Here is a 26,842-nt window from a genome sequence, read left to right as displayed (position 1 = left end):
TGGCCGACGGCTCAACCTCCGTAAGCGTAACCTTCGGATTGACCCTGCACAAGCACAGTCGGCTCGCGGGACCCGGCCGGTGCCTGGCCCGGCTGCTGGTAATGGGTGCGGGTGCCGGTGCCGCCCACGGAATCCACGAGCGCCTTGGCAATGTCCCGCAGCTTGGTATTGCTGTTGCTTGAGGCGTCGGTCAGGATCTGGACCGCGGCATCCTGGCTGCAGCGGTTCTGGGCCATCACCACGCCAATCGCGATGTCGATGACGGTGCGGGATTCCAGCGTGGCGCGGAGGTTGGTGGCGTTGTCGCTGTGGACGGCGAACCTGACAGCCAGCTGCAGGGCCTGGGAAATCTCCCGGGTGAATCCGCGGGCCTTGGCTGCGGCATGTTCATCGAACTTGTGCGGCACGTCCGAGTAAAGGTTCATGGCTGCCCGCGCCTCGCCCTGAAGGTTGAAGGGCACCGAAAGAACTGACCGCAGCCCGTGGGACGCCACGGCATCGGCGTAGGCCGGCCCCCAGCGGTCCTCCTCCAACAGGTCCGGCACGTTCACTTCGCGCTGTTCCTCGGCCGCCGTCAGGCAGGGACCCTGCGCCAGGGAGTACTGGATCTGGTCCACGTCGCGGGCGTCGTCGCTGCTCCAGCCGATGGTGGCAGCCTTGCGGTCACGGAGCAGCGTGATTCCGCACAGGGCGTCATCGCCGTCGCCCGCCATCTGGTGGGCTGACAACCTGGCAAGCTCGTTGAGGAACTCCTCGAAATCAGCACTTTCCAGGATGAGGCCCTGGATCTGTTCGGTGGTGTTCAAGGGTGCGTCGGGTGAGAGCATGGTGCATTTCTCCAAGTGGTGCGAAAAGGCCTGAGAATATGATACCGGCCCCTCGCGCTTCTCCGCCCTGCTTCACCCCTCGTGATACTGCGGCTGTTATGAAAGTCCCAGCTCGTCCTTGCCGAACGCGAACAGGTACGGCACCCCGGTCTCGGCCTCAATTTTCTCCTTGGCCCCGGTGTCCCGGTCAACAATGACGGCCACAGCGACCACGTTGCCGCCTGCTTTGCGCACGCCTTCGACGGCGGTCAGCGCCGACCCGCCGGTGGTGGACGTATCCTCGAGCACCAGCACTTTGCGCCCCTCAACGGACGGCCCTTCAACCTGGCGGCCCATACCGTAGGACTTCTGGGCTTTGCGGACCACAAAAGCGTCCACCGGCCGGCCGGCGTCAACGGCTGCATGCATCACTGCGGTGCCCACGGGGTCAGCACCCATGGTCAGGCCGCCGGCGCACTCAAAGTCGATCCCGGCGTCGTCGGCCAATGCCAGCATGACCTGACCCACCAGCTTGGACGCTTCGTGGTGCAGGGTGATGCGGCGCAGGTCAATGTAATAATCGGCCTCGGCGCCGCTGGACAGGGTCACTTTGCCGCGGACAACGGCAAGTTCCTTGATCAGTTCCAGGAGGCGGGCACGTGCGGCTGCGGCATCAAGAGGGGAAGTCATGGTGTCCACTTTAGTGGTTTCCGGGTTTGTGACGGCGCGCCCGGGTGCGGCCGGCAACGGACTGCGGCGGGCAAAAGCCGGCGCATGCTCGGGCCTGGGCCCGAAGGCGATCATCCGGGGCATGAGTCGCCGCGCCACTGAAACATGCCGGACCACAAACAGCACGAACGGCGGCACCCCGGTGCGTTTCCCGGCGAACAGCGGAACGAACACCGTCCGGTGCATGAGGCGTTGGACGCTCTGAACAACAACGGTGGGCATCCTCCGCCGCCGCTGCACCGCAGCCAGGTCCTTCACCGGCACGCGCCCCCGGAGCAGCGCCGGAGCCAGCCTGGCCGCCGCCGCGACGGCATCCTGGATGGCAAGATTGATGCCCACACCCCCGGCCGGCGACATGGCGTGCGCGGCGTCCCCGATGCACAGCAGCCCCTCCACGTACCAGCGCTTCAGCCGGTCCAGCCGCACATCCAGCCAGTGCAGGTCCTCCACCGAACGGATCGCATCGACCCGGTCGGCGAGGTCGGGACGCAGGGCGGCAACCCGCTCCCTGAACCGCTCCACGCCCTCAGCCCGGATTTGCGCGTCCATGCCCTTCGGGCCGAGGTATCCCATCTGGTAATAGTCGTCACGGAACAGGGCAATCATGGCCTCCCTGTCCCGGAATGCGGGCACGATGCCGGCCACCTCGCCTTTCTCGGAGGCAAAGCGGGGAAGCCTGAACCACCACGTATCGAACGGCACCGGGTACTCCTTCGGCTGCAGCCCGGCATCTTGCCGGACCACCGAATGCCGGCCGTCGGCGCCCACCACCAGATCCGCGGACAGTGTCCCTTCACCGCCATCACCTGTCCGGTAGCGGACACCGGTGACGCGGCCGCCGTCGAAGGTCAGTGATACCGCCTCATGCTCCATCAGCAGGGTGAAGGTCGGTTCGCGCGCAGCCGCGCGGGCCAGGAAGTTCAGGAAGTCCCATTGCGGCATCATGGCGATGTAGTTGTACGGGGGCTTGAGGGACGCGAAGTCGCCGAAAGTGAGAAGACCGGCGCCCGGGACAGGCAGGGCAACAGTGTTCAGCCGGCTCTGCGGAAGTTTGCGGAATCCGTCGCCGAGTCCCAGTTCGTCGATCAGCCGGATAGTGGAGGCGTGGACGGTGTCACCGCGGAAGTCCCGCAGGAAGTCGCCGTGCTTTTCCAGGACCGTGACGTTCACGCCGGCCCGGGCCAGCAGGAGTCCCAGCATCATGCCTGCCGGGCCTCCGCCCACAACAGCGCACCCGGTTCGCTCCATGCCCTAACGCTACGCCTGGGAGCCCGCGCTGGGTATGGGCCCCAGGTGCCGTTTTGTCGAGCCGTCCTTAGGTGTGGGCGGCAACGCCCCGACCTGTCGCCCTGGCACGCATTCGTGTCCAGACAGGCTTGAGTCTCACCGCAGTGTCTTTCTCAGTCAGGCTTTCCGCGGCGGCAGTGCGAGCTTGCAGACCTTCGCCCAGGTAGAGCCGACCTGCTTCCAGATGGGGCCGGTGGTGTAAATCAGGCCGTAGCGCTGGCAGATTTCGCGGACCTGTGGCGCGATCTCGGCGTACCGGTTGGAGGGCAGGTCCGGGAAGAGGTGGTGTTCGATCTGGTGCGAGAGGTTGCCGGTCATCAGGTGCATGAACTTGGAGCCGGAGATGTTGGCCGAGCCGATCATCTGGCGGACGTACCAGTCGCCCCGGGTTTCACCTTCCACCATGTCTTCGGTAAAGGTGTCCGTGCCCTCGGGGAAGTGGCCGCAGAAAATCACGGCGTGCGCCCAGAGGTTACGGACGGCGTTGGCTGTCAGGGTGCCGTAGAGGGCCTGTTTGCCGGAGCCCGTGAGCGTGGCAACGGCGGGCGTGGCCGCGTAATCCTTGGTGAACTGGGTGACCACCTTGCGGCCCAGTGCTTTGAGGTCCTTGAAGAGGGCTTCCTTGGTCTTCCTGCCTTCCTTGAATTCGGTCAGCTCAAGGTCGTAGATGGCGATGCCCCATTCGAAGACGGGGGCCAGGAGTGCGTTGTAGAGCGGGTTGCCCAGGTTGTAGGGCGTCCACGGCTGGTTCTCGTCCATGCGGAGGAGGTTGAATCCGACGTCGTTGTCTTTGCCCACGACATTGGTCCAGCGGTGGTGCGAGTCGTTGTGGGTGTTCTGCCAGGCGCGCGAGGGGGTGACGAAGTCCCATTCCCACGTGGTGGAGTGGATGTCCGGGTCCCGCATCCAGTCCCATTGCCCGTGCAGGATGTTGTGGCCAAGTTCCATGTTTTCCAGGATCTTGGCCAGGCTCAGGAAGGTGGTGCCGGTGACCCAGGCTGCCTTGTTCTTGCTGACCAGCAGTGCCGCGCGGCCCGAGATCTCCAGTCCGCGCTGGATCTTGATCATGCGCCGGATGTAGGCGGCATCCGCAGCGCCACGTTTGGCCAGGATGTTGTCGCGGATGGCGTCGAGTTCCCGGCCCAGCTCGGCGACCTGCTCGTCAGAGAGGTGCGCCGCGGACGGCGGCCTCCGCGTGGGGCCGCCGGACTTGGCGAGGGCGCCGGGCCGGATTTTCGCCGCAGCGGGCGCCTTCTTCGTGGGGGCATCGTTCGGCACTGCACCGTCCCCGGAAACATCAGGCCTGTTGGTAATGATCGTCATGTACTGGTACTCCTCAGAGGTCGAGGTTCACGGGGTCCGGCAGTTGCCGAAACGCGCGTCTGGATTAGTTGGTCCGGTCCGCATGGACCTCGCCGGGGCCCGCATCACCGGAATGGCTGGCCCGAAGCGAAGAAGACGTTGGCTGCTCGCTGTCTGTGGTTGCGGCCCTGTCGTCCGCGTAGAAGAGCCAGGGCGGCATGAAGCTCACGAGTTCGCGCGCCAGATCGTGGGCGGTGGAGGGCTGGCCGGTGCTGAAGGCGTGCATCACCCCACTCACGATTAGCCCGCCGATCGAGCTCGCCATGAGGTCAATTCTCGCTTCCGGCCACTGCGGTTGGGAGATCGCAATGATCGGACGGGCGCCCCGGGCGAACCCGTTGATGGCTCTCGCTACTGTGCCGCCGGCGCCCTCGGAGAGCAGCAGGTGCTCGTACAGCTCCCCGTGCTCGAAGACTGACTGGAGAATGAGTTCGAGGGCGAACTCGGAGACAGCTTGTCCCTTGGCGCCGCGCACGGTCCGGGCCTCAAGGTCGAGGGCACCAATCTCGAGGATCAGGTCGTCAAGGATGAACAATGCGAGCTCGTCGACGCTGGCGAACTGCTCGTAGAACCCGCTCCGGCTGAGTCCCGCGTCGCGCGCGATGCGGGTCACGGACGCGGCGCCGAAGCCTTCCGCCTTAACGACCGCCGTCAGCGCTTCGACTAGACGGCGCTGCGATGTGATGGCCCGGGGATCGGTCGATCCCCTCCTGGTCATGCGGGCGTGACTGCGTCCATGCTGTGCCATAAACCCATTCTAAAGACATTTACAGCACATGTGTGCAGTAGTCTGCGGGGAGGCAAATGGCAGGTGATGCGGAAATGGCCTGGCCCTGCGCGTGTCCGCGCAGCGCCAGGCCATTTGCGTTTCCTCCAGTACGGAAGCCCGTTGGGTCAGAGCCGGGTGTCGAAGGAATCGCAGAAGACGTTCTCATTGAACGTCCCCTGGAACTCGGACCTGCCCATGATCTTTTCGATCGTGGCCCGGATGGCCTCCACGGAATCGGCGTGCGTGTGGATGGCGGTCTTGACCATCGGCACATCGATGAGGTGGTTGGGCTGGTTCAGCGATACCAGCACAGTGGGAACCTCGGTGACGTACCACGGGATCTCGGCCGCCATGGGGGTGGACCACTTGATGCGGATAGCCGCTTCCTGGGCGAAGCCCTTGACGTTGGCAAAGATGAACGCGGCGTCATACTTGTCCGCGTAATCCCCTGTGGCTTCCTCGGAGATGACGGTCATGAAGTTGATGCCTGTCTCCCCCGCGGCTTCGCGCTGGGCTGCGGTCTTGAACAGGTGCACCTCGAAGCCGGCTTTCTCCAGCTCAACCTTGACCTTGTCCAGGTAGGCCAACGGGTCAGCCCGGGTAAAGTCCGAGTCACCGGAGATGCCGTAGAGGCGGATCCGTTTGTGCGTTTCCGGCGTGATGGGCAGGTTGTTCGCGGTGTCCTTGACGAGGGTGACGGTCTTGTCCGCCACCTCGGCGGCAACGGCACGGTGTGCCGCGCTGCCGATCCCGGCCAGGGCCTCCACCGGCGGAACCAGTTCGCTGCGTTCCTTGCGGTGCAGTCCCAGCGAGGCCTTCAGCGCCAGGATGCGGCGCAGGGCGTCGTGCAGGCGCTGCTCGGTGATGATGCCGGACTTGTAGCCCTCCAGCATGTACTGGAAATCCTCCGCCGGGTTGCGGAAGAACAGGAACATGTCACACCCCGCGGCGATGGTGGCAGGGACCAGGTCCTTGCGCTTCATGGCCTGGGTCAGCCCGATCATCTGCGAGGCATCCGTCAGGATCAGCCCGTTGAAGCCGAGCTCGCCGCGGAGCAGGTCCTGCAGCAGTTCCGGGGCCAGCGTGGCGGGCTTGATGTCCTTGTCCGCCATGCCCGGACGGAAGTGCCGGGACAGCCCGGGCGCGCCGATGTGGCCGATCATGATCGACTGCACGCCGTGCCCGATCATCTCCCGGTACACGTGCCCGTAGGTTTTGTTCCACTCCTCATAGCCGAAGGTGTTGTAGGACGTAACCACGTGCTGATCGCGCTCGTCCACACCGTCGCCGGGGAAGTGCTTCATGGCGCAGGCGGTGGGTGACTCAGTGATGCCGTCGAAGTACTCCTTGGCGCGCTCCACCACGATTTCCGGGGTGTTGCCGAACGACCGGGTCGAAATGACCGTGTTCCGCCAGTTGTAGTGGATGTCCACAATCGGCGCGAAAGCCCAGTTGCAGCCCAGGGCGGCAGTCTCAACCCCGGCCACCTGTCCCATCTTGCGTGCGATGGACTTGTCCGGGTGCGATCCGGCCTGCAGGTGCGTGGACACAAACGTGCCGTCATCGCAGCTTCCGGCGCCACCCATTTCCGGGTTGGACGCCACCAGCAGCGGCACTTTGGACTTGGACTGCGCGTAGCGGATGTGTTCCTGGACGGCGCCCGAGGGGCCGGGCCGGTAACGCATGCCGCCCACGTGGTAGTTCTCCAGCACACCGTCGAGGTACTCCGGGGAGTAGTCGTTGTTGTGGTTGATGAAGAGCTGGCCGATCTTCTCCTCAAGCGTCATGGATTCCAGGGTGCTGTTCACCCACTCAACCGCAGCGTCATCGAGGTTGAACGGCGCGGCCTTAAGGTCGACGTCGAACTGGCGCCCCTGGGTGCCGGCGGCACCGGGGGTACCGCTCCCGGAGGTACCTGCCGGGCTCCCGACGGCGGGGCTGCCGCTGGCTGCCTTCGCTGCGGTGGCGATTCCCGCCAGCGCGTCGGCCATCACCTGGGTCACCGGGCCGGCGATGTCCACCACAACGCCCACCTCGTCCGCTTCCAGCGGTTCGAGGGTGGCGAGCTGTGATTCGAGCAGGGCAGGCGGCATGAAGTGCCCGGAACGGCCTTCAGTGCGGGCTTTCAGGACCTCTTTGCTGCCGTGCAGGTGGAGGAAGATCGTGTCCGGCGCCTCGGCGCGGATGGCGTCCCGGTAGCTGCGGCGCAGGGCCGAGCAGGCCAGGACCAGTCCGCCGCTGCCGGCGGCCGCCAGTTCCGAACCCACCGTGGCGAGCCACGGCCACCTGTCCTCGTCGGTCAGCGGGGTGCCGGCGGCCATCTTGGCGACATTCTCCACCGGGTGCAGGGAGTCGCCGTCCAGGAATGGCACCCCCAGTTCACGGGCCACAAGGTCGCCGATGGTGGTCTTGCCGCAGCCGGAGACGCCCATGACGATGACGCGCGGGCCCTGCCTGCCTTCGGGGGCAGGGGCGGTGTTGTTGCTGATCACCATGGGTGCCTCACCAGTCATGGACAGTGCCGTCAACCAGGCGGTTGTACGGCAGGTAGGCCTGCTGGTACGGGTAGGCCGCTGCGGCTTCCTCGTTGAATTCGACGCCGATGCCGGGCTTGTCGCCCGGGTGCAGGTAGCCGTCAACGAATGTCATGGACTGTTCGAAGACCTCGTTGGTCTTGTCCGAGTGCTGCATGTATTCCTGGATGCCGTAGTTGTGGATGGCCAGGCCCACGTGGAGCTGGGCCGCGAAGCCCACCGGGGAGATGTCCGTGGGGCCGTGGAAGCCTGACTTGATCTGGTACTGGGCCGCGAAGTCCATGACCTTCTTCAGCGGGGAGATGCCGCCGAAGTGGGTGGAGGCTGCGCGCACGTAGTCAATCAGCTGTTCCTTGATGATGGTCTGGTAGTCATACACGGTGTTGAAGATTTCACCGATGGCCAGCGGAGTGGTGGTGTGCTGGCGGACCAGGCGAAGGGCCTCCTGGTTTTCGGCCGGGGTGCAGTCCTCAAGCCAGAAGAGGTCGTACGGTTCCAGGGCCTTGCCGAGCTTGGCGGCCTGGATGGGGGTCATGCGGTGGTGGCCGTCGTGCAGGAGCGGCAGTTCCGCGCCGAACTCGTTGCGCACGGCTTCGAAAACGGTGGGCAGGTGGCGCAGGTAGGCGCGGGTGTCCCAGTCCTCTTCCACCGGGAAGGCACCGCGGCCGGCCGGCTCGTAGTCGTAGCGTTCACCTGAGGCTTGTGCCTGCGCAGCAACACCGTAGACGGCCTTGATGCCGGGGACGGCGGTCTGGATGCGGACGGACTTGTAACCCAGTTCCAGGTGCTCGCGGACGGAGTCGAACAGCGACTCGATGTCCGAGCCGGATGCGTGGCCGTAGGCGCGCAGGCCGTTGCGTGAGGCACCGCCGAGGAGCTGGTAGACGGGCATGTTGGCCATCTTGCCCTTAATGTCCCACAGGGCCATGTCCACGGCGGCGATGGCCGCCATGGTGACCGGGCCGCGGCGCCAGTACGAGCTGCGGTACAGGAACTGCCAGGTGTCCTCGATCTTGTGCGGATCCTTGCCGATCAGCAGCTGCGCAACATGCTCCTTGAGGTAGGCGGCGACGGCCAGTTCGCGGCCGTTCAGCGTGGCGTCACCGATGCCGGTGACTCCATCGTCCGTTGTGATGCGCAGGGTCACGAAGTTACGCGACGGGCTTGTCACGAACACCTCAGCGGCAATGATTTTCACGGCAGATCCTTTCGGGGACAACAGGTAGTTGGTCGTGGGTGGAGTTATCGGCCGGCGGGCGTGCCGGCGTGGGCTGGGGTGGCAGCATCGGCCGGCTGGCCGGCGTCGGCCGGAGTGCCGGCATATGCCGTTTTGGTGCGGCGGGACTGGATTTCCTGGAGGATTTCCGCGTGCTTGGCGTCAGTGAGGGTGTACTTGGTCATGACCAGTACCGCAAGGATAGTCAATACGGCCGGGAGCGCACCGGCAGCAATCTGGATACCGAACACTGCATCGGCAGTCTGCGTCGCGCCGCCGGACTTGTAGCCGCCCAAAGCGAGGGCGTAGGCGGCGAGGGCGCCACCCACGGCCTGGCCGGACTTGCGGGTGAAGGAGAACAGTGCGTAGGTGATGCCCTCCGTGCGGACGCCGGTCTTCCATTCGCCGTATTCCACGGTGTCCGCTTCCAGGGCCCAGACCACGATGTTGACCGCCAGGACGCCCACCACGCTGATGACCAGGCCGCTGAAGCCGATCCAGACCTGGCTGGCCGGGGTGAAGAAGATGATCGCGCCGCCTGCCACGCTGATGAGCGAGGAGTAGATGTAGACGCGCTTCTTGCCGACATTGCGGACCAGTTTGGGCATGAACGCGGCGAGCACGAAGGTCAGGGCCAGCTGAATGATCGACAGGACGGGGTAAAGGTCCAGCCGGCCCAGGACGTCGCGCAGGTAGTACAGCTGCACGGACGTGAGGGCCAGGTAGCCGGTGAGGAAGAAGAAGGAGCTCAGGCACAGCATCAGCAGGGGCTTGTTGGTCTTGAGCGTGTCCAGGCTCTGCTTGAGGGTCACGTTGGGGACCTCGCGGTGGACGCGTTCCTTGGCGGTCAGTGCCGTGAAGAAGTAAAGCGCCGTACCGATCACGACAAAGACCAGGGTGATGGTGGTGAACGTGGTCTGGAGGTCGGCGCCGGGCTTGATCAGCGGTGCCACGAAGATGCCCAGGCCGGAACTGACCAGCAGGGCACCCACCATGCGGGCCGAGCCGAGTTTGGCGCGCTCACCCGGATCCTGGGTCATGGCGCCCGCCAGCGAACCGTAGGGAATGTTTACGAGGCTGTAGGCCAGGCCAAGGGCGGCGTAGGTGACATACGCGTACAGCAGGGCGCCGGATTCACCGATCTGCGGGACGGAGAAGACTGCCATGCTCAGCAGGAGCAGCGGAATGGAGCCGAACATGATGAAGGGGCGGAACTTGCCGAAGCGCTTGCTGTAGGTCCGGTCCACGATCCGGCCGGCGAAAACGTCAGCGAAGGCGTCAAACAAACGGACTACAAGCAGCAGGGTTCCGGCGGCCGCTGCGGAGATACCGGCGACATCCGTGTAATACACGAGCAGGAACATGGTGGCCGTAGTGAAGGCGAGGTTGTTTGCGGCATCACCGGCGCCATAGCCGACAATGCTGAGCTTGTTTAGCTTTTTCATGATTGGGCTCCTTTACCCTTGCCGCCTTGGGGGCCGGCGAATTTTGAAATGCTATGCAGCGGTGAACCCTCGGCCATGCCTCAACCGGAAATCCACGGGGGACGGCAGTGCCGCCGCCTGTAACTCGTTGTTGTAATCCTAATCACTTGGCAATCAAATGGCAAGCGGTTGCCATAAATTTCTGTTGAAAGTTCATGAAACTGCAGGTCAGCAGAAACAGCTCTGCCCGGTCCGTAACTCCGGACCGGGCAGAGCAATTCTGTTGGACTCCCGGCTAGGAGCCTGCGGTGAATGTTCCGAGCAGGCCGGCAACGAGCTCCACCACGGCCTCATCGGCAGCCAGGGCCGGATCAATGAGCGCCAGCAGGGCCCCAACCCGTTCGGCGCCTTCGAGCGTGTTGGCCGCCGAGACCTCGGCCGCGAGCGGATCATGGAACGCCTCGGCTGCGGCGCTGAAGTCCATCCAGGCGGCAATCATCAGTGCGGCAGCAGCTCCGGTTCGTCCCTGGGCGCGCTCGGCCAGCAGCACCGGCACCGCCCGCATCCGGAGTTTGGTACTGCCGTCCATCGCGATCTGGGCCAGGTGGTGGGCGATCCGTGCATTGCTGAACCGGGCCAGCAGGGCGTCGCGGTAGGCCGGAATCTGCAGGTCGGTGCCGGCGGCTGCCGCGCCGGACAGGTTGGCTTCGGCCTCATCCCAGAAGCTTTCCACGGCCTTTCGGCACTCCGCGTCGGCCAGGGCTTCGGCCACGGTGGTGTGGCCGCGGAGCTGACCGGCGTATGCCAGCAGGGAATGGGCGCCGTTCAGGAGCCACAGCTTGCGGTTCTCGAAAGGCTCGATGTGGTCCACGAACACCGCGCCGGCATCTTCCCAGCGCGGCCGCCCGGCCGGGAAGTCCCCGCTGAGCACCCAGTTGGTGAAAGGTTCGGCAACAACCGGCGAGTTGTCGTGGTACCCGCATGCGGCCTCGACGGCGGCGATGTCGGCTTCCGTGGTGCGCGGCGTGATGCGGTCCACCGACGTGCTGACAAAGCTGACGTTCGCCTCAATCCAGGCGGCGAGGTCCGCGTCCCAGGCAGCGGCGAGGCCGGTCACGGCGTTGTGGGCAACGGTGCCGTTGTTGGCGAGGTTGTCACAGCAGACCACCGCCATGGGTCCGGTTCCGGCAGCCCGGCGGGCGGCGAGGGCAAAGACCAACCGGCCCAGCGGCGTCGACGGGTTTCCGGTGCCTGACTTCAGCAGCTCAAGGTCCGCCGCGACGTCGGACGCGTTGACATCAAGCTGCCCGTCGGCACCGAGCCGGTACGCGGCTTCGGTGACGGTCAGCGTGACCATGGCGGTAGCGGGTGCTGCAACCAGTTCGGCGAGCCGCGGCACGTCCGCGCCGTCCACCGCTTCGGCAATGCTTCCGACGACGGCGAACGAGTCGCCGCTGTCAGCGCGCTCCACCAGCGTGAAGAGTCCGTCCTGCTCGGCAAGTGCCAGGGCGGCGTCCGGGCGGCGTCCCGTGAAGGCCGCGATGCCCCACTCCGCGGCATCGCCGGCCTGGCTGGTGAACCAGGTCTGGTGCGAGCGGTGGAAGGCGCCGAGCCCGAGGTGGACGATCCGGACCGGCGGCTTGGGGGCCGCGTGGAGGGTCCGGTTCAGCCGCGGAAGGTCTTTCGACCCGGCGGCTGAACTGACCTGGTCGGGGCTGCCGTGGTCGGGGCTGGTCTGGTCGGGACTGGTCTGTTCGGTAGTCACAGCTTGAATACCCTTCGCGGGGACGAATCGACGATATCCACGATAATTTCGTGGGCACGGTCCTCACTGACACGGTGCTCGGCCACGAGCCGGGCCAGGAAAGCGGCTTCGATCCGGCGGGATGCGTCGTGGCGGGCGGGGATGGAGCAGAAGGCGCGGGTGTCATCGATGAAGCCGGAGGAGCGGGAGAACCCGGTGGTCTCCGTGACGGCGGAGCGGAAGCGCAGCATCGCATCGGGAGCGTCCAGGAACCACCACGGTGCACCAAGGTAGACGGACGGGTAGAAACCCGCCAGGGGCGCGAGTTCGCGGGAGAACACGGTCTCGTCCAGCGTGAACAGCACCAGGTGGAAGTCCTTCGCCGTGCCGAAGTCCTGCAGCAGCGGGCGGATGGCCTCGGTGTAGTTCACGGCGTATGGGATGTCATGGCCGGTGTCGGCGCCGAAAGCCTCGAACGTGGGCGTGTGGTGGTTGCGGAAGGAGCCCGGGTGGATGGTCATGATCAGCCCGTCCTCCACCGACATGCGGCCCATCTCGTACATCATGTGGGCTTCGAAGGTGTTGCGGTCCTCAGCAGTGGCCTTCCCGGCCCGGGCGAGTTCGAAGATCCGCTCAGCCTCGGCACGGTCCAGCTTCAGCGTGGCGGGGGTGGCCACGCCGTGGTCGGCGGAGACGGCGCCGTGCTCCACGAAGTACCGACGGCGGTTCTCCAGGGCCGTGATATAGGCGCTGTAGCCGGTGGCGCCGTCGCCGGCGGCGTCGATCAGCCGGTCCACGTTGGCGCCCCAGGCGGGGTGCGCGATGTTCAGGTACTGGTCCGGGCGGAACGTCGGCAGGACCCGGCCGGCGAAGGTCGGGTCCTCGGCGATCGCTTTATGGCTGGCCAGGTTATCCAGTGGATCGTCGGTGGTGGCCAGGACCTCGATGTTGAAGTCCTTGAAAAGCTGGCGCGGACGGAACCCGGGCTCAACCAGCTTGGCGGCAATGGCGTCATAGCTTGCGTCAGCGGACATCTCGCCCAGGTCTGCGCCCAGCTTGAAGACGCTGTCGAACTGGGTGCGCAGCCAGTAGCCGGACGCCGTGCCCTCGAAAAGCGGCCAGGCTGCAACGAAGGTGCGCCAGATATCCCTTGATTCGGGCGTGCTGGTTCCGCCCGCGCGGAGCATGTCCAGGGGGACGCCGCTGGCGTGGATCAGCCGGGTGACGTAGTGGTCCGGGCTGACCAGCAGCGCCGCCGGATCAGGAAAGGGGGTGTTGTTTTCGATGACAGCAGCGTCAACGTGGCCGTGCGGGGAGATGATGGGGAGGTCCTGGACGCGCTGAAGAAGGTCGCGCGCGATGCTGCGCGTTCCTGGATCCGCGGGCAGGAGCCTGTCTGGGTTGGCAGCAATCGACTGTGACATAGGTCAATAATCCGGCCTGGTCCCCGCTTTTGTCAACCGGTTGCCAAAAATTGCCAAGTGAAGCTTGCAGCCGCCCTCGGGTGGTCAGGCAGACAGGATCCGTCCGCTCGAACCGCGGAGGACAAGCTCCGTCTCCACACTCAGGGTGCCGGCCGGTTCGCCGGTTCCGTGCAGCAGATCCAGGAGGCGGGTGGCGGCGCCGGCGCCGCACTCCCCCAGCGGCGAACGCACGGTGGTCAGTGGCGGCGTCGTGAAGTCCGCACCGAAGATGTCATCGAAGCCAACGATGCTGATCTGGTCCGGCACCGATATCCCGGCGGCCTGGAGTTCCTGCATGAGGCCAATCGCCAGAAGATCGTTGTATGTCAGCACCGCCGTGGCACCGCTGGCGCGGACATCACGCGCCGTCTGCCGGCCGCCGTCGACCGTTGGTTTGGTGGATTCCAGCCGGACTGCCTCGAGCCGGGACCATTCGCTGGCCGCCTGCACGCCTTCCCAGCGCCGCTCGGACATCCAGGACTCCGGCGGCCCCGCAACGTAGGCGATCCTGTGGTGGCCGTTCCCGGCAAGGCTGCGGACCGCCTCACTGAGCCCCTTGTGCACGTCCGGCACCACGCACGGCACACCCTCCACTTCGCGGTTGATGACCACTACCGGCTTGTCCCGGGCCAGGGCTCGGATATTGTCGTCGTCCATGCGGGGGCTCGCCAGGATGAGGCCGTCCACGGTGGCCATCAGACGGCGGGCGGCGGTCAGTTCCGTTGCCGGGGACTCGGCCGATTCGGCAAGCACCAGGGTGTAGTCACGGTCCGTCGCGGTGGTTTCCGCGCCGCGGATAATGTCGAAGAAGGTGGGGTTGGTGATGTCCGCGACGATCAGGCCGAAGGTGTTTGTCTTCCCGGTGGGAAGGGCGCGGGCAAACGGGTTCACGTGGTAGTTCAGCTCGGCGGCCGCATCCTCGATCAGCTTCTGAGTTTTGGGACTCACCCGGCCAGGCTTGCTGAGTGCCCGTGAAACCGTGGAGGCGTTGACGCCGGCAATCCTCGCGATGTCGTAAATCGTTGCGTTGGATTTTCCGTCCCGGCCGTGTTTTTTGGCCGCGCCGGCAGCGGTGCCGGCATCCGGGGTCTTGGGTTCAGTCACCGGCCCATCTTAGCGATGAAAGCGCTTAACGCGACGGCGGCTGCGGCCCGTTTTGAGGTTCCAAAACGGGACGCAGCCGCCGCGAAGTGCCGCTGTTCAGCCCGGCGTCAGGCGCGCTGCGGGAATTTGCCCTCTTCGGCGATGCGCTTGTTGAGCTCCGCGAGGAACTCGTTTTCGTCGAAGTCCAGTCCCACTTCCTTGCCGGTCCAGGCGGAGAGGTGGATGGCGTTGGCCAGCCGCACACCGTTGATGCCGTCCGAGCCCGGGGCCAGCAGGGGGGTTCCGTCCAGGATGTTGGCGGCGAAGTTCTCCAGCACGCCGGAGTGCTGGGCACCCCAGGCGGACTCAAACTCGATGACCTCGGTGGTGTAGTACTGCTCCGGGTTCAGCTCGCCCATAAAGAGCTTGCGGACATCTTCCATGTCCATGCCTTCGCTGAGCTCGCGCTCGGGCTTGTGCAGCCGGGTGACGGTGGCCGTCTTGCTGTTTTCGACCACGATCTTGCCCTGGTCACCCAGGATTTCGAAGCGGTCCGTGCCGGTCAGATCGTGTGTGGCCGTGACGAAAACGCCGGTGGCGCCGTCGCCGTAGTCCACCACTGCCGTCACTTCATCCTCGACGGCGATGTCGCGCCGGAAGCCGAACGCCACCTTCGCGTAAACCGACTTGGGCACGCCGCAGATCCACTGCCACAGGTCCAGCTGGTGCGGTGCCTGGTTGACCAGGACGCCGCCGCCCTCGCCTCCCCACGTTGCACGCCACGCACTGGAGTTGTAGTAGCCCTGCGGCCGCCACCAGGTGGTGATGATCCAGTTGGTGCGGCGGATCTTGCCGATCTCGCCGTTCGCCACGATCTCCTTGAGCTTCTGGTACAGCGGGTTGTTGCGCTGGTTGAACATGATGCCGAACGTCAGCTCCGGCTTGGTGGCAGCGAACTCGTTGAGTTCCTTGACCTGCTTGGTGTACACGCCGGCCGGCTTCTCCACCAGGGCGTGGATGTTGCGCTTGAGCGTCTCGATGCCCATCTCAGGGTGCAGGAAGTGCGGAACGCAGGTGACGACGGCGTCCACGTCACCGCTTTCCAGCATGGTGATGTAGTCCTCGTAGAAGGGCACTTCCGGGTAGGAGGCGGCGGCCAGTTCCTTCTTGGCCGGGTCGATGTCGCAGATGGCGCCGATCTCCATGTTGGGGACCAGTCCGTCCGTGATGAACTTGGCGTAGGCGCCGCCCTGCTGGCCCAGGCCGATGATGCCGAGGCGTACTTTCTTGCTCATGAATTGAATCTCCGTTTTCTGTGGTGCGTCGTCGGGGACGGGGTTAGAAGAGTTCGGACTGGCCCAGCGCAACGAGGTTGTCGTAGGAGGTCTGCAGCGCTTCCCAGACGGTGCGGCCGTAGAGCTCGTCCTGTTCCACCAGGAGGTACTCGGCACCGGCGGCCTGGGCGGCCGGGATGATGGCGGCAAAGTCAAGGTTGCCCTCGCCTACTTCGGCGAACTGGACAACGTTCTTGAACTCGGTCATAAAGCCGGCGAAATCCCCGGCATCCAGGAGCCCCAGTGCGGACTCCGGCATGACCCCGATCCGGTAGTCCTTAAGGTGCACCATCGCCGTGCGGCCGGCGTACTTTTCCAGGGTGCGGACCGGGTCGAGGCCGCCGCGCTGGACCCAGTGCACGTCAATTTCCATGCCCATGGCCGGGGAGTTCTCGGCGATGATGTCCAGCATGTACTTGCCGTCGAACTTCGCGAACTCGATGTGGTGGTTGTGGTAATACAGGCCCAGGCCCTGCTCCTGAAGGCGTTCGGCGTAGTCGTTGGCCTGTTTGGCGAAGTCAACCACCGCCCCGATTGAGGTCATGGCCGAGAACGGCAGCATGCCGATCCGCAGCAGTTTGGAGTCCAGCCGCTTGGCGTCCTCAACGATCTTGTCGAAGTGCTCCGCCAGCGAGTCGCCCGGGCGTCCCTTGGGGGTCTCCATGGCCACGGACAGTGCCGCGATGTCCATGCCCAGTTCGGTGCGGGACCGGTCCAGCTCAGCCACGTTCTCCGGCGTCATCGGGATCTGGGAGATCTCGACGGCGTTGTAGCCGATTTCGCTGACCTTGCGGAGCGTTTCGAATGCCCCGGCTTCGGCGAAGCTGTCCTTCAGCATCATTGCCTGTACGCCAATTTTGGCTGATGTGGCCATGTTAGCCCTCCATTGTTGTTTGCTGCTGTTGAGTTGGTTGCGGGACGGCCTAGGCGGGGACGCCGGCCTGTTCGGCCTGCTGCCGCTGTTCTTCGAGCAGGCGGTGGCGGTCAGCGCGGCGCTTCTCCTGGCGGTCCGGATCCGGCACCGGGGAGGCGAGGAGCAGTCGCTGCGTGTAGGGGTGCTCGGGGCTGCGTGTGACAACCTCTGCCGGCCCCTGCTCCACGATCTCTCCACGGTACATCACGGCCACACGGTGGCTGATGTGGCGGACCACGTCAAGGTCGTGGGAGACAAACAGGTAGGAAACGCCGGTGTCCTTCTGGATCTGCAGGAAGAGATCCAGGACGCGGGCCTGCGTGGAAAGGTCCAGTGCACTGACCGGTTCGTCGCAGACGATGAGCTTGGGAGACAGCGCCAGTGCACGGGCAATCGCTACGCGCTGGCGCTGGCCGCCGCTGAATTCGCGCGGCAGGCGGTGGATGGCGTCCGAGGGCAGGCCAACCTGGTCCAGCAGTTCCTGCACACGCTTCCTGGCCGCTGTGCCTTCCATGCCCTGCACGCCCAGGGGCTCGGCGAGGATCTCGCCGATCTCCAGGGCCGGGTTCAGCGAGGTGTAGGGGTCCTGGAAGACCACCTGCATGTCCCGGCTCAGGACGCGGCGCTCCTTCCGGCTGGCATGGCTGATGTCCTTGCCCTCGAAGGTGATCCTGCCCCCGCTGACCGGGGCCAGGCCCAGGACCGCGCGGCCGAGGGTGGTTTTGCCCGAACCGGACTCCCCCACCAGGCCCAGGGTCTCACCCTGGCCGATATGAATGTTGATGTCCGTCAGGGCGCGGAACTTCCGGGCCCGGAAGCCCTTGCCCGCATAATCCACCACCAGGTTTTCCACGCGCAGGAGTCCGTCGCGTGCCGGGACCGACTCCGCGGCATTGAGGGCTACAGTTTCGGTCACAGCACGTTCTCCTTTGCCATTGAGGGCACCAGCATGGTCATCGGTTCCTTGCCTTCGAGCATGGAAGCCAGCAGCGTCTGGGTGTAGCGTTCCTTCGGTTCGCGCAGGATCTCCCGTACGGGGCCTTCCTCCACCAGGCGTCCGTTCTGCATGACCACCACGCGGTCGCACAGGTCAGCCACCACACCGAAGTTGTGGGTCACCAGGATGACGCCGACGCCAAGGCGGCGCTGGAGGTCGCGGATGAGGTCCAGCACATCGGCCTGCACCGTCACGTCCAGGGCAGTGGTGGGCTCGTCCGCGATGATGAGGTCCGGTTCGCAGCTGATGGCACCGGCGATCAGGACGCGCTGGGCCATGCCGCCGGAGACCTCGTGGGGGTAGGCCTTGAACGTCCGCTCGGGGTTGACGATGCCAACGTCCGAGAGCAGCTTCATGACACGGGTGGTCGCTTCCGCCTTGGAAATTCCGAGGACCCGCACCATGGGGGTGACCAGTTGGTAGCCGATGGTGAAGGCCGGATCCAGGTTGCTCATCGGTTCCTGCGGAATGTACGAAATCCGCTTGCCGCGCAGCTTGGACAGCCGGCTCTGGTTGACTTTGTCCTCCCCCGGCGCCACCGTGTACTGGCCATCGAACTGGATGGCACCGGCCACGATCCGTGCAGTGTCCGGCAGCAGGCCCAGGATCGAGAAGGCGGTCTGGGACTTGCCCGAACCGGACTCGCCCACGATGCCGAGGATTTCACCGCGGTCAACGTGGAACGAAACGTCGTCCACCACCTTCTTGATCGAACCGTCGGCCTGCGGATAGCCGACGCCCAGGTTGGTCACCTTGACCAGGTGGTGTTCCGTGCCGGACTCGACGGCGGCAACGGTCTTGCGTGCTGCCTTGGCGGCGCTGGCGGCAGCCGCGTCCCGGGCCGCGTACGTTTTCTTCCTGCGGTGCCTGATCTTCTCGCCGTCTTCAAGGGCATCGCGGACTGCGTTGCCGAGCAGGACCAGGGCTCCGATGGTCAGGGCCATGGCGAAAGCTGGCCAGAAGAGCAGGGACGGGGTGAGGTAGACGTTTTTGAAGCCTTCGCTCAGCATCACTCCCCAAGTGGCCTTGGCCGGGTCGCCCAGCCCCAGGAATTCCAGCGCGGACTGGATGGCAATGGCAACGCCGGTGATGGCTGCGGTCTGGATGATGATCGGAGCACGGACCACGGAGAAGATGTGGCGGCTGATGATCCGGACGTCGGAAAGGCCGGAGACGCGGGCTGCGTCAACATAAAGCTCGTTGCGTACCGACTGCACTGCGGAGCGCACCAGGCGGAAGTACGACGGGCTGATCAGGACGCCGAAAGCGATCATGGCAATCCAAACCGACGGGCCAAAGGCGGAACGGATGGTCATCAGCACGATCAAGCCGGGAAGGCTCATCAGGATGCCCACGATCCAGTTGGCCACCGCTTCGAACTTTCCGGCATAGTAGCCGGCCACGAGGCCGGCGGGCAGGCCGATCAGGATGGCGACGGCGGCGCACAGAAGCGCCGAAAGGAGCGTTAGCTGGGCTCCGTAAAGGAGCCGGCTCCAGACGTCGCGGCCGGAGCTGTCCGTACCGAGGATGTTGACCCCGTCGGGGGCGGCCAGTGTTTTGGAGATATTGGCGAAGTTCTGGTCGAACGGCGCGAGCACATTTGCGAACGCTGCGAGCAGGATCACGCCCAGCAGGATGACCAGGGCAACCACACCCAAGGGGTTCTTCAGGATGCGTTTGAAGGCTGAGGACCGGACCACGGTGCCGGTCTGACCGGACGTTCCTGGTACGGGACTGCCTGGGGGCGGCGTGAGGGCTGAGGTTTCGACGGACTCGGTCACGAGACACGCACCTTCGGGTTGAGCCAGCCGTTGAGCAGGTCAACAATCAGGTTGACCACAATCACCACGGCGACGGTGTACATAACGACGCCCATGACCACCGGCTGGTCGCTCTGGATAGTAGCGGTGACAGCCATGGGGCCCATGCCGGGCAGGGCAAAGATCGACTCGAGGATGACGACGCCACCAAGCATGCCGATCAGTTGGAGGCTCAGCACGGTCAGCCCGGCAGGAGCGGCGCTGCGGAGCACGTGCTTGAACAGGACCTCCCGCTCGCCGATGCCGCGGCTGCGCAGGGTGCGGACGTAGTCCCGTTCGAGCTGCTTAATGACGGCGCTGCGGATCTGCTGCGCACCGCCGGTAACGCCGTTGATGAGCAGGGCGATCACCGGAAGGGTCAGCGACAACACCCAGGCGGATGCGTCCACGCCGGGTGCAATGGTGCTGGTGGCGGGGAACAGGCCCATCTGGATGGCCAGGATGGTCACCAGGATGATGCCGATGACGAACCCGGGGATCGAGTCGCCGATGATGGCACCGATCTGGACCACACGGTCCACCCATCCCCGCTTGACGGCCGCGGCCACGCCAATGAGGGTAGCGATGATGGAGATGAGGATCATGGCCACCACCACCATGGTCATGGTCACGGGAATGCGGGTGGCCAGGGCATTGGCAACGGGTTCGGAAGTGAACCAGGAGGCACCCAGGTTGCCGCCCAGGGCGTCCGTGAGCCAGCTGATGTAACGCGTGATGATGGGCTGGTCAAGCCCCAACTCGGCTTCCTTGACGGCCAGCTGCTCGGGTGTGGCCTGGTCGCCCAGGATGTTCCGTGCGATGCTGCCGCTCGATACGTAGAGCAGGGAAAAGGTGAGGATCGAGACGGCAAGCAGCACTACGACTCCGCTGCCGAGGCGTTTGAGGATGAAGGGGATCATTGCTGGCTCCATTGAACAGGCATGGTATTGAGTGCCCGGTCCGGCGGCCCGCCGTGAAGCGGACCGCCGGACCTGCGCCGGTTTGAGGCTGCTGGCCCGCTGCTAAAAGGCGGGAGCGTAGTTGTAGATCGAGGGAACGGCCTGCTGAATCTGAGGCGTCACCGTGACCTTGGAGTTGTGGTAATACATCTGGTTCACGCGGAACATGGGTGCGAACCAGGCCTGCTCCACCACGTACTTGTTGACTTCCTGGGCCAGCTTGCCCGCGTCCTTGCCGCCGGTCTGGACGGCATCGATCTTGGCCTGCAGTTCAGGGGTGGTGTTCTTGAACGCGTTGTACAGCGCCTTGGTGGAGACGATCTGGTTGATGGCCACCCACGGCTCGCCCTGGAAGAGCGAGAAGTACATGGTGGTGAACTTCTGTGCTGCGATGTCCGAGGTGAAGGTGTTGGTAAGGGCAGAGCCTACGTTCAGCGTGATCCCAACGTCAGCCAACTGCTGCTTGACGACCGCGAGCTGGGTTTCGAAGCCCGGAACCGAGGGGACTTCGAGCGTCACTCCGGTTTCGTAGCCTGCTTCCTTCAGGAGCTGCTTGGCCTTGGCCGGATCGTAGGAGTAGTAGTTTTCAAGTTCCTCGGTCCAGGCTCCGCTTTCCTTGCCGAAAGGCTGCGAGGTTGGTGTGCCCTGGCCCAGCAGGACCTGCTCAAGGATGGTCTTGCGGTCGAACGCGTAGTTGATGGCCTGGCGGACCTTCACGTTGCCGAGCGGGGCGTTTTTGGCACCGTCGCGGTCCATCAGCAGCAGTCCCTGCCAGTCGACCTGGTTCGCGGCGAGGGTCATCTTGGCGCCCTCGGCCTGCTTGCCCGTCTTGGGGTCCAGCAGTGTGGCATCCACCTGGCCCGAGACGAGGGCGTTGGTGCGGGCAGTCAGGTCGGTCAGGGTCTTGAAGGTGACTTTCTGGAACTTCTGGAGGTCCTTGTTCCAGTAATCCTTGCGTGCGGTGAACACGGACTGGGAGTCCTTGACCGTGGCGGCCTTGTCCATGACGTAGGGGCCGGAGCCCACTGGTTCGGTCTTAATGGCTTCGGTGCCGAGGGCCTTGGGGCTGCCCATCAGGCCGGCAGCCTGGCTCAGGTAGAACTCCAGCGAGGGGTCCGGGGTGGTGAGGTTGAGCTCGATCGTGTCGGCATCAACCACCGTGACGCCGGTGACCGCGGTCAGCTGGGCCATCTGCGGGCCGTTGGCCGTCTTGAAGTGGTCCAGGTTGGCTTTGGCGGCTTCGGCGTCGAACTTGGCTCCATCGCTGAACGTCACGTCCGTGCGGAGGTCCAGGGTGAGCTTGGTGTTGGTGTCGTTGTACTTCCACGCGGTGGCCAGCATGGGGCTCAGCTTGCCGTCCGGCTGCCTCAGGAGCAGGGAGTCATACGCTGCCTGGTAAGGCTGGAGAATGTGGCCCACGTGAGCCTGGGCCGGGTCCCAGGAACGGATTTCCTGGACGGTGCCCAGCGTAAGGGTGGTCGTCTTGGCTGCGGCCGGGTTGGCGCCCGTGGCGCCGCCTCCGCAGGCGGTCAGCGCCAGTGCTGCACTGACGATAAGAGCGGCTGCTGCCGCCTTGGGACCTAACTTCATTGTTGGCTCCTGAATCTGTGGAACGTGAGAGAGACGAATCCGATCGGTGTGGCCTGGACCACACCGACCTTGCGAGATTCAGAGTACGCATGATTGCCACGTTTGGCAACCGATTGTCACTAATGTTGCACAATTGGAAATTTAAGGAGTCAGGATGCGCGTAAAGGCAACCTACAATCGGTTGCCCTGAATACGGTGCAGCTGCCGGGACCGCCCGTTAGGAGACCTCATCCAGGGCGTCCGGATAGCTCTGCCGGTAGATTTCCTTGACGATCCGCAGGGACTTTTCTGCCTCTTCCGGGTCTATCCAGAAGTGCCCCGCTTCACCGAGCCTGCTGTAGAAGTCGGCGATGAGGAGCTCGTGCGAAACGCCCCAATAGGCACGTCCGCCGGACTCCACCACACGCTCGGGCACCACGTCAACGCGGCCGTCCGCGTGGGAGACGGTCAGGTCCCCGCGCAGGCTGAGTGTGGCTTTTTCCGTGACGATATCCAGCGTGACGGGCGCGTTCACGGCGTTGGCCAGCGTGGCATAGAAGGCACTGCGGACGCCGTTGGCATGCTCTGCCACGAATTCCGCCGTGTCCTCCACTTCAATGGTGTCGCCCAGGAACCTCGTGGCCGCATGGCCGGACAGGGAGACGACATCGCCCACCAGCCACTGCAGCAGGTCCACGGTGTGGATGGCCTGGTTCATCATGAGGCCGCCGCCGCCGCCCGCCCAGGTGCCGCGCCAGGGCCGGCTGCGGTAGTAGTCGGCGTCGCGGTGCCACATCACGGTGGCCGAAGCGCCCACTACCGCGCCAAGCTCACCGGAGGAGAGCAGGGCGTGCATGGCCTGGGCGGTGGCGTTGTAGCGGTTCTGGAAGCAGACGGCAATCTTGGCGTCGCTCGCCTTGGCAGCCGCCACCAGCCGGCGCCCCTCTTCAAGGGTGTGTGCCAGCGGCTTCTCCACAATGACGTTGACGCCCCGGCCGAGGCAGTCCGCTGCAATCGCGGCATGCGTGTTGTGCGGGGTGGTGATGTGCACAACGTCCGGCCCCACGGCCTCAATGAGGCTGGCGTGGTCGGAGAATCCCGGCACGCCGTGGGCGGCCACGGCGGCGGCGAGACGGCCGGGGTCGGTGTCGCACACGGCCGCCAGCCGGACGCCGTCGAGCTTTGTTATGGCCTCAAGGTGAACCGCGGAAACGTCCCCGCAGCCGATGACCGCAGCCTTGAGTGCCGTCACGAAAGTTCGATTCCGTTCTTGGCCGCGAGGGTGGCGAAGGCGCGTGCGGCGACGCCGAAGGCAACCGGTCCGGAGAAGCCGCCCAGCTCATGCTGGATGGCCAGGTGCGGCTCCAGCGAGGCGAAGCCCGTGTACCCGTCTTCCTTGAGGGCGGCGATGGTGGCGTCCAGTTCCCCGTCACCTTCGCCGGAGGGCACAACCTCGCCCGTGGCCATGACGGCGTCCTTGACCTGCAGGTACTCAAGGTAGGGGCGGAGCATGGCGTAACCGTCGGTGTACGGGCGGACGCCCACCTGGACGAAGTTGGCGTTGTCCCACGCGACACGCAGGGCCGGGGAACCCACCGATTCCATGATGTCCAGGACGCGCTCCGGCGTGTCGCCGTAGATGTCCTTTTCGTTCTCGTGCAGGAGGACGACGCCGGCGCTTTCGGCTTCGGCGGCGAGGGCCCGCATGCGGGTGATGACGTCGTCGCGGATCTCTTCCGGCGTCTGGGTTTCACCCCGGTAGAAGGAGAAGATGCGGATGTATTTGGTGTCCAGGCCCCTGGCCACGGAGATGATCTGGCGCAGGCGCTCCACCTCGTGCTCCACGGGCAGGCTGATGTCCACCTTGCCGATGGGGCTGGCCACCGCGGACACCTTCAGTCCCTTGGCGTCGAGGATTCCCTTGAGTTCGGTCACCTGCTCCGGCGTGAGTTCGGAGACGTTCACGCCCCAGGCGCTGCGGACCTCAATATGGCTGGCGCCCAGGGCCAGCATGACTGCGGCCTGGACCGCCGGATCGGGATCCACTTCGTCGCCGAAGCCGGAGAGCTGCCAGGCGGTGGGTGATGCTGCGCTGGATGGTGCGGACACGGGGATCTCCTTAGGTTTGCCACGGCCGGACAGCTTGGAGCCGCGCCGGCGCGGGTGACTTGGTTCACAAAGTTTCTGCACTAAGTCTAGACACCGGCACATTCGATGACAACCGATTGCCAAATGTTGACATCCTGTGGCAATCTAGGAGCATCAGGGCTGTGGCTATGGTCACAGTGCCCGTATTGTCCCGTTCAGAGAGGAACGCCATGGCGATGCAAACAGCCGGAACAGAGCGTCCTGCCACCATTCATGACATCGCCGCCATGTGCGGAGTGGCCGCGTCCACTGTTTCACGCGCACTTTCCACCCCGGACCGGGTCAACATCCGTACCCGCGCACGCATCGAAGCGGCGGCCGCGGAGCTGAACTACACTCCCAACAGCCAGGCGAAAGCCCTGAGCTCGGGACGGACGGGCGCCGTGGGCGTCCTGGTACCGGACATCACCAATCCGTTCTACTTCGACCTGATCAGGGGCACCCAGCTTCAACTCAAAGCGGCGGGCTACACCCAGCTGCTGGTGGATACCGAGGAGTCCGACGAGGTTGAAGCCAGCAGCATGGAGCAGCTGCGCAAGAGTGCCGACGGCATCATCGTGACGGCATCAAGGCTCAGTGACGAGGCGCTGCTGGCGGCCGCCGCGAAGATTCCCATCGTTACCATCAACCGGGATGTGGCGGGGGTGCCGGCGGTGGTCATTGACACGCCCTCGGCCACCAGCCAGGCCCTGGACCACCTCATCTCGCTCGGCCATACCCGCATTGCCTACATGGCCGGCCCCCTCACGTCACAGTCGAGTACCTTGCGCTGGAATGCGCTCGCCACTGCGGCCAAGGACCGCGGGGTTGAAGTGCGCCGGCTCGGTCCCTTTGCCCCCAAGACCCAATCGGGTGCTGCAGCTGCCGACGCCGCGGTGCACTCGGGGGTCACGGCGTGCATCGCCTTCAACGACCTCATTGCCATCGGCATGCTCCAGCGGCTGCGTGAACGCGGCATCCGCGTGCCCGAAGACATGAGCGTGGTGGGCTGTGATGACATCTTCGGGGCAGACTTCTGCAATCCGCCGCTGACCACCATGGCCTCCCCGATCGAGCAGGCAGGCCGCGTCTCCGTGTCCATGCTGCTGGCCCAGCTGAACCCTTTGGCCGGCGGCGGCAGCCGCAGCCGTTCCCTGATGCCCACCCACCTCACGGTGCGCGGCTCCACCGGACCGGCGCCGCAGCCTCTGTAACCCCGTGATCCCCGGAAGGCCGGCCCTGCGACACGCCACCGACGCAGGGACACAGTTGAGCGTTGTTGACACCGCTGACTAGGCTGGATCACATGCGCGAACTCCAGGCCACCATCATTGAAGAAATGGGCGTGCAGCCCCGGATCGATCCTGCCGGGGAGGTGCGCAAGCGGGTGGATTTCCTGAAGGAGTACCTCCGGGCAACCCAGACAAAGGGCTTTGTGCTGGGCATCTCGGGCGGGCTGGATTCGTCCCTCGCCGGGCGGCTGGCCCAGCTGGCCGTGGAGGAGCTTGAGGCTGAGGGTGTGGAGGCGAACTTCGTCGCGGTCCGTCTGCCGTACGGCGTCCAGCACGATGAAGACGATGCGCAGGCGGCCCTGGACTTCATCCAGCCCAAAACAGAGTGGACCTTTAACATCTCCGCCGCGGTGGATGGCTTCGAGGACGAATTCGAGAAGACCGTGGGCTCCGAGATATCGGACTTCCACAAAGGAAACACCAAGGCGCGGACCCGCATGATCGCCCAGTACGCCCTCGCCGGCGAACACAATTACTTGGTGATCGGCACGGATCACGGCGCCGAGTCCGTCACGGGGTTCTTCACCAAGTACGGCGACGGCGGCGCGGACATCCTGCCCCTGTTCGGCCTGAACAAACGCCAGAACCGCGAACTCCTGGCTGAGCTGGGCGCCCCCGCCCGGGTCTGGGAGAAGGTGCCGACGGCGGACCTTCTCGACGACAAGCCGGGCCGCACCGACGAGGACGAACTGGGTATCTCCTACGACCAGATTGACGATTACCTTGAGGGCCGGGAGATCCCGGAAGCCGCGGCCGAACTGATTGAACAGAAGTACCTGCGGACCCGGCACAAGCGCACCGTCCCGGTCACCATCTTCGACACCTGGTGGAAGTAGCCCCGCGGCACCTTCCATACCCTTGGAAGTCCTAGTATATTGCTGGTGAGACACATGACGCGGCCGTAGGCCCAGCAATGTCAGGAGGTACCGTGGGCAGCCCGCTCCCCCGCGATCCCATCGCCGAGGCCCGGCAGAACTGGGAACGCCACGGCTGGGGCGATGTGGCCGCACCCATGGCAGCCATCACCGCCATTATGCGGACCCAGCAGATCCTCCTGGGCCGGATCGAGACGGTACTCAAGCCGTTCGGACTGACGTTCGCACGCTATGAACTGCTCGCGCTCCTGAGCTTCGCCCGCAGCGGCGCGCTGCCCATGAACAAAGCCAGCGCCCTGCTGCAGGTACATCCCACCTCGGTGACCAACGCCGTCGACCGTTTGGAGCAGGCCGGCCTGGTGGCGCGGTCCCCGCATCCCACGGACGGACGGACCACGCTGATCGAGCTCACCGCGGCAGGCCGCACCCTGGCCAAACGGGCGACGGCGGCGCTCAACGCCGAGGTCTTCGGCAAGTCCGGGTTCGCGGACGACGACGTGGACCACCTGCTCCGCGTGCTGGGCAACTTCCGTAAAGCCGCCGGCGACTTCACGGACTGA

21 protein-coding genes and 1 pseudogene are annotated in these 26,842 nt (G+C 65.0%); 3 read left to right on the top strand and 19 right to left on the bottom strand.

What is annotated here, in order from left to right; translation table 11 throughout:
- Positions 1-11: 11 nt before the first annotated feature.
- The 19 genes and pseudogenes from SBP01_RS02480 to SBP01_RS02390 form a co-directional block, all read right to left on the bottom strand.
- Positions 12-827 carry a GAF and ANTAR domain-containing protein gene (locus tag SBP01_RS02480; RefSeq protein WP_275214056.1) on the bottom strand — a complete coding sequence of 272 codons (816 nt, stop codon included), beginning with the start codon at positions 825-827 and terminating at the stop codon, positions 12-14.
- Positions 828-923: 96 nt separating this feature from the next.
- Complete coding sequence (gene pyrE, locus SBP01_RS02475; protein ID WP_320538412.1) at positions 924-1,496, bottom strand: orotate phosphoribosyltransferase; 573 nt, start codon at positions 1,494-1,496, stop codon at positions 924-926.
- Between the two features lie 123 nt (positions 1,497-1,619).
- A pseudogene (locus tag SBP01_RS02470) lies at positions 1,620-2,735 on the bottom strand (FAD-dependent oxidoreductase); the annotation flags it as partial.
- Between the two features lie 204 nt (positions 2,736-2,939).
- Positions 2,940-4,145 (bottom strand): acyl-CoA desaturase, encoded by a 1,206-nt coding sequence (locus SBP01_RS02465; RefSeq protein ID WP_320537373.1) that lies wholly within the window; start codon positions 4,143-4,145, stop codon positions 2,940-2,942.
- Positions 4,146-4,209: 64 nt separating this feature from the next.
- Positions 4,210-4,932, bottom strand: coding sequence for a TetR/AcrR family transcriptional regulator (locus SBP01_RS02460; RefSeq protein WP_320537372.1), 723 nt, complete (start codon positions 4,930-4,932; stop codon positions 4,210-4,212).
- Between the two features lie 146 nt (positions 4,933-5,078).
- Positions 5,079-7,448 carry a gluconokinase, GntK/IdnK-type gene (locus SBP01_RS02455; RefSeq protein ID WP_320538411.1) on the bottom strand — a complete coding sequence of 790 codons (2,370 nt, stop codon included), beginning with the start codon at positions 7,446-7,448 and terminating at the stop codon, positions 5,079-5,081.
- A 7-nt stretch (positions 7,449-7,455) separates the two neighbouring features.
- Positions 7,456-8,685, bottom strand: coding sequence for a D-mannonate dehydratase ManD (manD, locus tag SBP01_RS02450; protein WP_275214053.1), 1,230 nt, complete (start codon positions 8,683-8,685; stop codon positions 7,456-7,458).
- A gap of 44 nt (positions 8,686-8,729) precedes the next feature.
- A complete protein-coding gene (gene uidB, locus SBP01_RS02445) occupies positions 8,730-10,148 on the bottom strand; it encodes a glucuronide transporter (RefSeq protein WP_320537370.1) in 1,419 nt (472 codons plus the stop codon).
- 274 nt (positions 10,149-10,422) lie between these two features.
- Positions 10,423-11,796, bottom strand: a complete 1,374-nt coding sequence (locus SBP01_RS02440; protein WP_320538410.1) for a mannitol dehydrogenase family protein — start codon at positions 11,794-11,796, stop codon at positions 10,423-10,425.
- Between the two features lie 92 nt (positions 11,797-11,888).
- Entirely contained in the window at positions 11,889-13,295 is a 1,407-nt protein-coding gene (gene uxaC / locus SBP01_RS02435; RefSeq protein WP_320537369.1) for a glucuronate isomerase, read from the bottom strand.
- A gap of 84 nt (positions 13,296-13,379) precedes the next feature.
- On the bottom strand, positions 13,380-14,438 hold the full coding sequence (locus SBP01_RS02430; protein ID WP_320537368.1) for a LacI family DNA-binding transcriptional regulator: 1,059 nt from the start codon (positions 14,436-14,438) through the stop codon (positions 13,380-13,382).
- A 107-nt stretch (positions 14,439-14,545) separates the two neighbouring features.
- Positions 14,546-15,712, bottom strand: a complete 1,167-nt coding sequence (locus SBP01_RS02425) for a Gfo/Idh/MocA family oxidoreductase (protein WP_320537367.1) — start codon at positions 15,710-15,712, stop codon at positions 14,546-14,548.
- A 43-nt stretch (positions 15,713-15,755) separates the two neighbouring features.
- The gene (locus SBP01_RS02420) at positions 15,756-16,625 is read right to left on the bottom strand and encodes a sugar phosphate isomerase/epimerase family protein (protein ID WP_275214048.1); all 870 of its coding nucleotides are present in this window, start codon (positions 16,623-16,625) and stop codon (positions 15,756-15,758) included.
- Between the two features lie 49 nt (positions 16,626-16,674).
- Positions 16,675-17,580 carry an ATP-binding cassette domain-containing protein gene (locus tag SBP01_RS02415; protein ID WP_320537366.1) on the bottom strand — a complete coding sequence of 302 codons (906 nt, stop codon included), beginning with the start codon at positions 17,578-17,580 and terminating at the stop codon, positions 16,675-16,677.
- Complete coding sequence (locus tag SBP01_RS02410) at positions 17,577-19,442, bottom strand: dipeptide/oligopeptide/nickel ABC transporter permease/ATP-binding protein (RefSeq protein ID WP_320537365.1); 1,866 nt, start codon at positions 19,440-19,442, stop codon at positions 17,577-17,579. Before SBP01_RS02410 ends, SBP01_RS02415 begins: the two co-directional genes overlap by 4 nt.
- Positions 19,439-20,380 carry an ABC transporter permease gene (locus SBP01_RS02405; RefSeq protein ID WP_320537364.1) on the bottom strand — a complete coding sequence of 314 codons (942 nt, stop codon included), beginning with the start codon at positions 20,378-20,380 and terminating at the stop codon, positions 19,439-19,441. Before SBP01_RS02405 ends, SBP01_RS02410 begins: the two co-directional genes overlap by 4 nt.
- 102 nt (positions 20,381-20,482) lie before the next feature.
- Positions 20,483-22,009: an ABC transporter substrate-binding protein gene (locus SBP01_RS02400; protein ID WP_320537363.1), complete on the bottom strand. Its 1,527-nt coding sequence runs from the start codon at positions 22,007-22,009 to the stop codon at positions 20,483-20,485.
- A 217-nt stretch (positions 22,010-22,226) separates the two neighbouring features.
- Positions 22,227-23,240: a Gfo/Idh/MocA family oxidoreductase gene (locus SBP01_RS02395; protein ID WP_320537362.1), complete on the bottom strand. Its 1,014-nt coding sequence runs from the start codon at positions 23,238-23,240 to the stop codon at positions 22,227-22,229.
- Entirely contained in the window at positions 23,237-24,097 is an 861-nt protein-coding gene (locus SBP01_RS02390) for a sugar phosphate isomerase/epimerase family protein (protein ID WP_320537361.1), read from the bottom strand. Before SBP01_RS02390 ends, SBP01_RS02395 begins: the two co-directional genes overlap by 4 nt.
- A gap of 215 nt (positions 24,098-24,312) precedes the next feature.
- Between SBP01_RS02390 and SBP01_RS02385 the strand changes: the two genes are divergently transcribed.
- The 3 genes from SBP01_RS02385 to SBP01_RS02375 all read left to right on the top strand — a co-directional run bounded on the left by SBP01_RS02385 (position 24,313) and on the right by SBP01_RS02375 (position 26,842).
- Positions 24,313-25,329 carry a LacI family DNA-binding transcriptional regulator gene (locus SBP01_RS02385; RefSeq protein ID WP_320538409.1) on the top strand — a complete coding sequence of 339 codons (1,017 nt, stop codon included), beginning with the start codon at positions 24,313-24,315 and terminating at the stop codon, positions 25,327-25,329.
- Positions 25,330-25,421: 92 nt separating this feature from the next.
- Positions 25,422-26,243, top strand: coding sequence for an ammonia-dependent NAD(+) synthetase (nadE, locus tag SBP01_RS02380; protein WP_275214041.1), 822 nt, complete (start codon positions 25,422-25,424; stop codon positions 26,241-26,243).
- 92 nt (positions 26,244-26,335) lie between these two features.
- Complete coding sequence (locus SBP01_RS02375) at positions 26,336-26,842, top strand: MarR family winged helix-turn-helix transcriptional regulator (protein WP_275214040.1); 507 nt, start codon at positions 26,336-26,338, stop codon at positions 26,840-26,842.

Source organism: Pseudarthrobacter sp. IC2-21 (genome assembly GCF_034048115.1).
Classification (GTDB): domain Bacteria; phylum Actinomycetota; class Actinomycetes; order Actinomycetales; family Micrococcaceae; genus Arthrobacter; species Arthrobacter naphthalenicus.
Note: the sequence above shows the minus strand (reverse complement) of the source record. Positions and strands in the feature narration are given on the sequence as shown.